At 71.6% G+C, this 6,017-nt stretch carries 5 protein-coding genes; 1 reads left to right on the top strand and 4 read right to left on the bottom strand.

Annotated elements, in window-relative coordinates; translation table 11 throughout:
- The 4 genes from AC27IO_RS19155 to AC27IO_RS19140 all read right to left on the bottom strand — a co-directional run.
- A partial coding sequence (locus tag AC27IO_RS19155; RefSeq protein WP_498740229.1) for an ABC transporter permease occupies nt 1-730 on the bottom strand: 730 nt, incomplete at its 3' end.
- Nucleotides 717-2,318 carry an ABC transporter ATP-binding protein gene (locus AC27IO_RS19150; protein ID WP_498740228.1) on the bottom strand — a complete coding sequence of 534 codons (1,602 nt, stop codon included), beginning with the start codon at nt 2,316-2,318 and terminating at the stop codon, nt 717-719. The genes AC27IO_RS19150 and AC27IO_RS19155, both read right to left, overlap by 14 nt.
- A gap of 79 nt (nt 2,319-2,397) precedes the next feature.
- Entirely contained in the window at nt 2,398-3,330 is a 933-nt protein-coding gene (locus tag AC27IO_RS19145) for a LysR family transcriptional regulator (RefSeq protein ID WP_498740227.1), read from the bottom strand.
- Nucleotides 3,331-3,489: 159 nt separating this feature from the next.
- Entirely contained in the window at nt 3,490-4,128 is a 639-nt protein-coding gene (locus tag AC27IO_RS19140; RefSeq protein ID WP_272551489.1) for a flavin reductase family protein, read from the bottom strand.
- Nucleotides 4,129-4,366: 238 nt separating this feature from the next.
- Between AC27IO_RS19140 and xdhA the strand changes: the two genes are divergently transcribed.
- Nucleotides 4,367-5,914, top strand: coding sequence for a xanthine dehydrogenase small subunit (gene xdhA / locus AC27IO_RS19135; RefSeq protein ID WP_498740226.1), 1,548 nt, complete (start codon nt 4,367-4,369; stop codon nt 5,912-5,914).
- Nucleotides 5,915-6,017 lie beyond the last annotated feature (103 nt).

Here is a 6,017-nt window from a genome sequence, read left to right as displayed (position 1 = left end):
CGGCGCGAGGGAAAAAGCCCGCGTAGCGCGCCGCCGCCGGGGCCAGGCCGCCCACCTGCTGCGCAAAACCCGCCCGCGTGCGGAACAGGAACACCCACAGCGCCGCGGCGCCCGCCAGCGCCAGCAGCAGGCCGATGGACACGCGCGAGCCCTGCATGAGCCGCGGGATCTGCGTCACGCGCTCGAAGGTCTTGGTCTGCGGGAAGTTGTAGCCCATGGGGTCCTTCCACGGCCCGTAGACCAGGTAGCCCAGCACCAGCGTGGCCACGTAGACCAGCATCAGGCTCACGAGGATCTCGTTGGCGTTGAACCGGTCGCGCAGCAGCGCCGTGATGCCGGCCCAGGCCATGCCGCCCAGCACGCCGGCCAGCAGGATAGCGGGCACGATCCACGGGCCCGTGGTCTGGTCGGCCAGCAGCGCGATGCCGCCGGCCGCGACGGCGCCGATCACGAACTGTCCCTCGGCGCCGATGTTCCACACGTTGGAGCGAAAGCACACCGCCAGGCCCAGCGCGATCAGCAGCAGCGGCGTGGCCTTGACCATCAGCTCGCCGATGGCGTACTGGTTCTTGACGGGCTCCCAGAAGAACACCTGCAGCCCGCGCACCGGGTCCTTGCCCAGCGCCGCGAACAGCGCCAGCCCGATGAGCACGGTGACGGCCAGCGCCAGCACCGGCGAGCCGTAGGTCCACCAGCGCGAGGCCTGGGATCGGGCTTCAAGCTTGAGCATGGGCCGCCTCCGTTTGCGCGCGCGCCGCTTCGGCCCGGGCGAGGTGCGACTGCACGTCGGCATGCCAGAGCCCGCTCATCCATTCGCCGATGCGCTCCACCGTGGCCTCGGCGCGGGGCACCGAGGGCGACAGGCGCCCCTTGGCCACCACGTGCAGGCGGTCGCAGATTTCGAACAGCTCGTCCAGCTCCTCGCTGAGCACCAGTACGGCGCAGCCGGCATCGCGCAGCGCCAGGATCTCGCCGCGGATCTGCGCGGCCGCGCCCACGTCCACGCCCCAGGTCGGCTGCGAGACGATGAGCAGGCGCGGGTTGGCATCGATCTCGCGGCCCACGATGAACTTCTGCAGGTTGCCGCCCGACAGCGACCGCGCGGCCGCATGGGGCCCGCCCGCCTTCACGTGGAAGCGCTCGATGATGGCGCGGGCATGCGCCTGCAGCGCGCCGGTGCGGATCCAGCCGCCCGGCCCCACGCAGTTGCTGCGCGTGAGCAGCAGGTTGTGCGCCAGGCCCATGGTGGGCACGGCCCCGCGGCCCAGCCGCTCCTCGGGCACGAAATGCAGGCCCAGCGCGCGGCGGCGGCGCGGGTTCATGCGCCCGGCGGCCTGGCCGGCCACCTGCACCATCGCGGGCTGGGCGCGCGTGTCCTCGCCCGACAGGGCATAGAGCAATTCCTTCTGGCCGTTGCCGGAGACGCCGGCGATGCCCAGCACCTCGCCCGCCCGCACCTCGAAGCCGAGGTCGATCAGATCGACGCCGAACGGGTCCATGCGCGGCAGCGACAGGCCCTGCACGCGCAGCACCGTCTCGCCCAGGTGCGCGGGGCGGTGGGTGAGCGCCGGCGGCTCGGCACCGATCATCAGGCGCGACAGCGAGGCGTTCGACTCTTCGGCCGGGTTGCACACGCCCGTCACCTTGCCGCCGCGCAGCACCGTGCAGGCGGTGCACAGCGCGCGGATCTCGTGCAGCTTGTGGCTGATGTAGAGGATGCTGCAGCCCTGGCTTGCGAGCTGGCGCAGCACCACGAAGAGCTTTTCGACCGCCTGGGGCGTGAGCACCGACGTGGGCTCGTCCAGGATCAGTAGCTGCGGCTGGGTGAGCAGCGCCCGGATGATCTCCACACGCTGCATCTCGCCCACGCTCAGGGTGTGCACGGGGCGCAGCGGGTCGATGTCCAGCCCGTACTCGGCCGCGGTGGCGGCGATGCGGCGCGTGATCTCGGCCAGCTGCAGCCGCTTGTCCAGGCCCAGCCACACGTTCTCGGCCACGGTGAGGGTGTCGAACAGGCTGAAATGCTGGAACACCATGGCGATGCCTAGCGCTCTCGCCTCCTGCGGGTTGCGCACCGCCACCGGCTGGCCGTTGAAGTGCAGGGTGCCCTCTTCGGGCTTGACCGCGCCGTAGATGATCTTCATCAGCGTGGACTTGCCTGCGCCGTTTTCGCCCAGCACGGCGTGGATCTCGCCGGGCTGCACCGTGAGGGACACGCCGCTGTTGGCCACCACGGCCGGATAGCGCTTCGTGATGCCCGCCAGCTGCAGGCGCGGCACCGGCGCCGCGGCGGCGGGGGAGGTGTGGGAGGAATTCATGCGGGCGATTGTCTCTTGATTTTCAAAGGGGGTTGGGCACGAAACCGGAATGCTGCGCACGTCCTTCATGCGTTGGCCGCTATGCTTTTCGTAGCGATGCTGCCACGGTGCGCACGCTGTCGCGCAGCCACATGGCGGCAGCCGAATGGTGGGTGCGGGCATGCCACAGCTGGTAGTACATCAGGCGCGGGAAGGGCACCGGGCACGGCAGCACGGTGAGCGGCAGGCGGTCGGTGAAGCGTTCGCAGAACTGCCGCCCCGTGGTGAGCACCAGCAGGCTGGCGGCGACCATCTCCGGGATCAGGCTGAAATGGGCGCAGCGCGCGGTCACGCGGCGCTGCAGGCCCAGGGAGTCGAGGTGCGCATCGATCACGCCGCGCGCGCCGGGGTGCGTGGGCGTGGGGGCGATGTGCTCGGCGGCCAGCCACTCGTCCGCGTCCCAGCCGCGGCGCACCGCGGGGTGCGCGGGGCTCACGAGGCAGACCACCTCGTCGCCGAAAAGCCGCCCCATGTGCAGGTCGTCGGGCGGCTGGGGCCAGTTGCCGATGACCACGTCCACCTCGCCCTGCGCCAGGTGCGCGTGGTAGTGCGCGTCCGCCGACAGCGGCAGCACCTCGACCGGGCACAGCGGGGCCTCGGCCTTGAGGCGGGCCACCAGGCGCGGCAGGAAGAGCGGGTCCAGGTAGTCGCTCGCGGCGATGCGGAAGGTGCGCGTGGCGGTGCGCGCGTCGAACCCGCGCGCATCGGAGAACAACGCCTCGGCCGACCGCAGGATGGCGCCCGCCGGCTCCACCATGCGCAGCGCGGCATCGGTGGGCAGCATGGCCGCGCCCGAGCGCACCAGCAGCGGATCGCCCGCCAGGTCGCGCAGGCGGCGCAGCGCCGCCGACACGGCCGGCTGGTGCATGCCCAGCCGCACGGCGGCCCGCGATACGCTGCGTTCAGTCAACACGGTGTGCAAGACCCTTATGAGATGGAGGTCTATCTTGTCGAAAAGGGCTTGGTCTCTCATAAGGGTGGGGGCATTCCAGCCATACGCCAACGCGTATGGCACGCCGGGCCTGCCGGTGGCGAGCGAGGGCGCAGTGAAGAAGGCAAGGGGACATCGCACTGTAGCGCCGAGGCCGCGAGACCGCGAGCCAGGCAACTACCGAGGCGGCGGCGCGGGTGGTCAGATCTCGTCGATGGCCGTCGAACGCGCAGCGCCCGGCTGCGGCGCCGGGTCGAGCGAGAAGCGGTCGCCGGTCGTCACATAGAAGCTCGCGCCGAACCGCCCCACCGGGTGGTAGTCCTGCAGCCGCACCCGCCAGCGCTCGGTGTCCACGAGGCCCTCGCGCGCGCCCAGCCACTGCACGCGGCCGATGAAGACGTAGCGGCTGGCCGTTTCCATGGTTTCGTGCAGCACGCATTCGAACGCCACCGGGGCCTCGGCGATGCGCGGCGGGGCCACGCTGCGCGACGGCACCGGCGTGAGGCCGGCATGCACCAGTTCGCTCTCGTGCGGCGGCAGCGCATCGCCGCAGGCATGCATGCGCTGGGCCATGGCCTCGTCGGCGATGTGCACCACGAATTCGCCGGTGCGCAGGATGTTGGCGGCCGTGTCCTTGAGGCGGCCACCCTGCAGCCGGTTGATGCTCACCATCAGCACCGGCGGGTCCTCGCCCAGCATGTTGAACATGCTGAACGGCGCGGCGTTCACCGTGCCGTCCTCCCCGAGGGTGGTGATGAGCGCGATCGGGCGCGGCACGATCAGGCTGGCCATCAGCTTGTAGCGCTCGTAGGCGCCGAGTTGCGAGAAATCGATGTCCATCCGGTGTCCTTGGGGTCTGCGGCCTGCCACCTTGGCGTGGCGCCACGAAGGGACGCAGCATCCGTGCCAGGCGAAGGCAGTAAAGGGTGCCAAAGCAACGGCCGGTGTCCCGGGCATGGCGCCCGGCGCATGGCCGTTATACGCTCGCCCATATGCGCCGCCACCCCCGGGCCCACTACCCTGTACCGACATGGCGCGCACACTGGCCCCAACGACCGAACCCTGCCCTGCACAACGCATGACCACCACCCGCCCGCTGCGATTCATCCGCCGGGGCCAGCCCGTGACGCTGGCCCATGTTCCTCCCGACCGCACCCTGCTGGAGGTGCTGCGCGAAGACCTGGGCCACACCGGCACCAAGGAAGGCTGCGGCGAGGGCGACTGCGGCGCCTGCACCGTGGTGCTGGGCGAGGCCGTGGACGGCCGCGTGCGCTACCGGGCCGTGAACAGCTGCATCCGCCTGGCCCACTCCATCGACGGCATGGCGCTGTGGACGGTGGAGGACCTGGACCAGGACCCGCTGCTCCAGCCCGCGCCGCCCACCACCCCGCCCTCCAGCGGCGCCCCCTCCAGCGCGCCGGGCCTGCACCCCGCCCAGGAAGCCATGGTGCAGTGCCACGGCTCGCAGTGCGGCTTCTGCACGCCGGGCTTCGTGATGAGCCTGTTCGGCATGTACCAGAACCACGTGTGCCAGGGCCGCGCGGTCACGCGCGAGCAGGCCGTGCACGACCTGTCGGGCAACCTGTGCCGCTGCACCGGCTACCGCCCCATCCTGGACGCGGCCGAGCGGATGGCCGCCCTGCCCCGCATGCAGGTAGACGAAGCGCAACTGCTGCCGCAGCTGGCCTCCCTGGCGAAACCGGCGCCCACGCCCGACGACGCGTACCTGGCCCCGGCCACGCTGGCCGAACTGCTGGCCGCACGCGCCGCGCACCCCACCGCCCAGGTGGTGGCCGGCGCCACCGACGTGGGCCTGTGGATCACCAAGCAGCACCGCCAGTTCGCGCAGCTGCTCGACGTCACGCGGGCGCAGGAGCTGCGCCGCATCGTCACGCAGGGCGGGCGGCTGTCCATCGGCGCGGCCGTGCCGCTGGCCGACGCGTTCGATGCGCTGCAAGCCCACTGGCCCGTGCTGCACCGCTTCGCCGCGCGCTTCGCCGGGCTGCCTGTGCGCAACTCCGGCACGCTGGGCGGCAACGTGGCCAACGGCTCGCCGATCGGCGACTCCATGCCCCTGCTGATCGCGCTGGGCGCCAGCGTGGTGCTGGCCAGCCTGCGCGGCGAACGCACATTGGCGCTGGAAGACCTGTACACCGGCTACCGCCAGAACGTGATGGCGCCGGATGAGCTGCTCGTGCGCATCGAGGTGCCGCTGCCCGCGCCGGGCGAATCGCTGGCGGCCTACAAGGTGTCCAAGCGCTTGGACGACGACATCTCCGCCGTGTGCCTGGTGCTGAACCTCGACATCGCCGAAGGCCGGGTGCGGCGCGCCCGCATCGGCGCAGGCGGGGTTGCCGCCACGCCCGCGCGGGCCCGGCAGACCGAGGCCGCACTTGCCGGCCAGCCCTGGACCGTGGAGACGGTGGAGCGCGCTACGGCCGCCCTGCAGGCCGAGTTCCAGCCCATCTCCGACATGCGGGCGAGCGGCGAATACCGCCGTGCCGTCCTCGCGGGGCTGCTGCGGCGTTTCTGGCTGGAGGGCCAGGGGCCGCAGGCCGTGCCCCTGCCCGTTCCCCTGCCCATTCCCGTCTTGCTGGAGCAACTGCGCCCGGAGGCCCTCGCATGAAACGGCACGACGACGCCCCTTTGAGCCGCGACGCCGAAGACGACCCCGTGGCCATCGCCGCCAACGCGGCCGGTGCCGCCGGCCCCCAAACGCCCCAGGCCCG

This window comes from Acidovorax sp. KNOB132, from assembly GCF_057541515.1.
The sequence above is the reverse complement of the archived record's forward strand: the minus strand, read 5'-3'. Positions and strand labels throughout refer to the sequence as shown.

Bases quoted from the DNA above. Each gene is read 5' to 3' on its own strand.
- AC27IO_RS19145 (WP_498740227.1), bottom strand. From the start codon at position 3,330: ATGAGAGACCAAGCCCTTTTCGACAAGATAGACCTCCATCTCATAAGG.
- AC27IO_RS19150 (WP_498740228.1), bottom strand. From the start codon at position 2,318: ATGAATTCCTCCCACACCTCCCCCGCCGCCGCGGCGCCGGTGCCGCGC.
- xdhA (WP_498740226.1), top strand. From the start codon at position 4,367: ATGACCACCACCCGCCCGCTGCGATTCATCCGCCGGGGCCAGCCCGTG.
- AC27IO_RS19140 (WP_272551489.1), bottom strand. From the start codon at position 4,128: ATGGACATCGATTTCTCGCAACTCGGCGCCTACGAGCGCTACAAGCTG.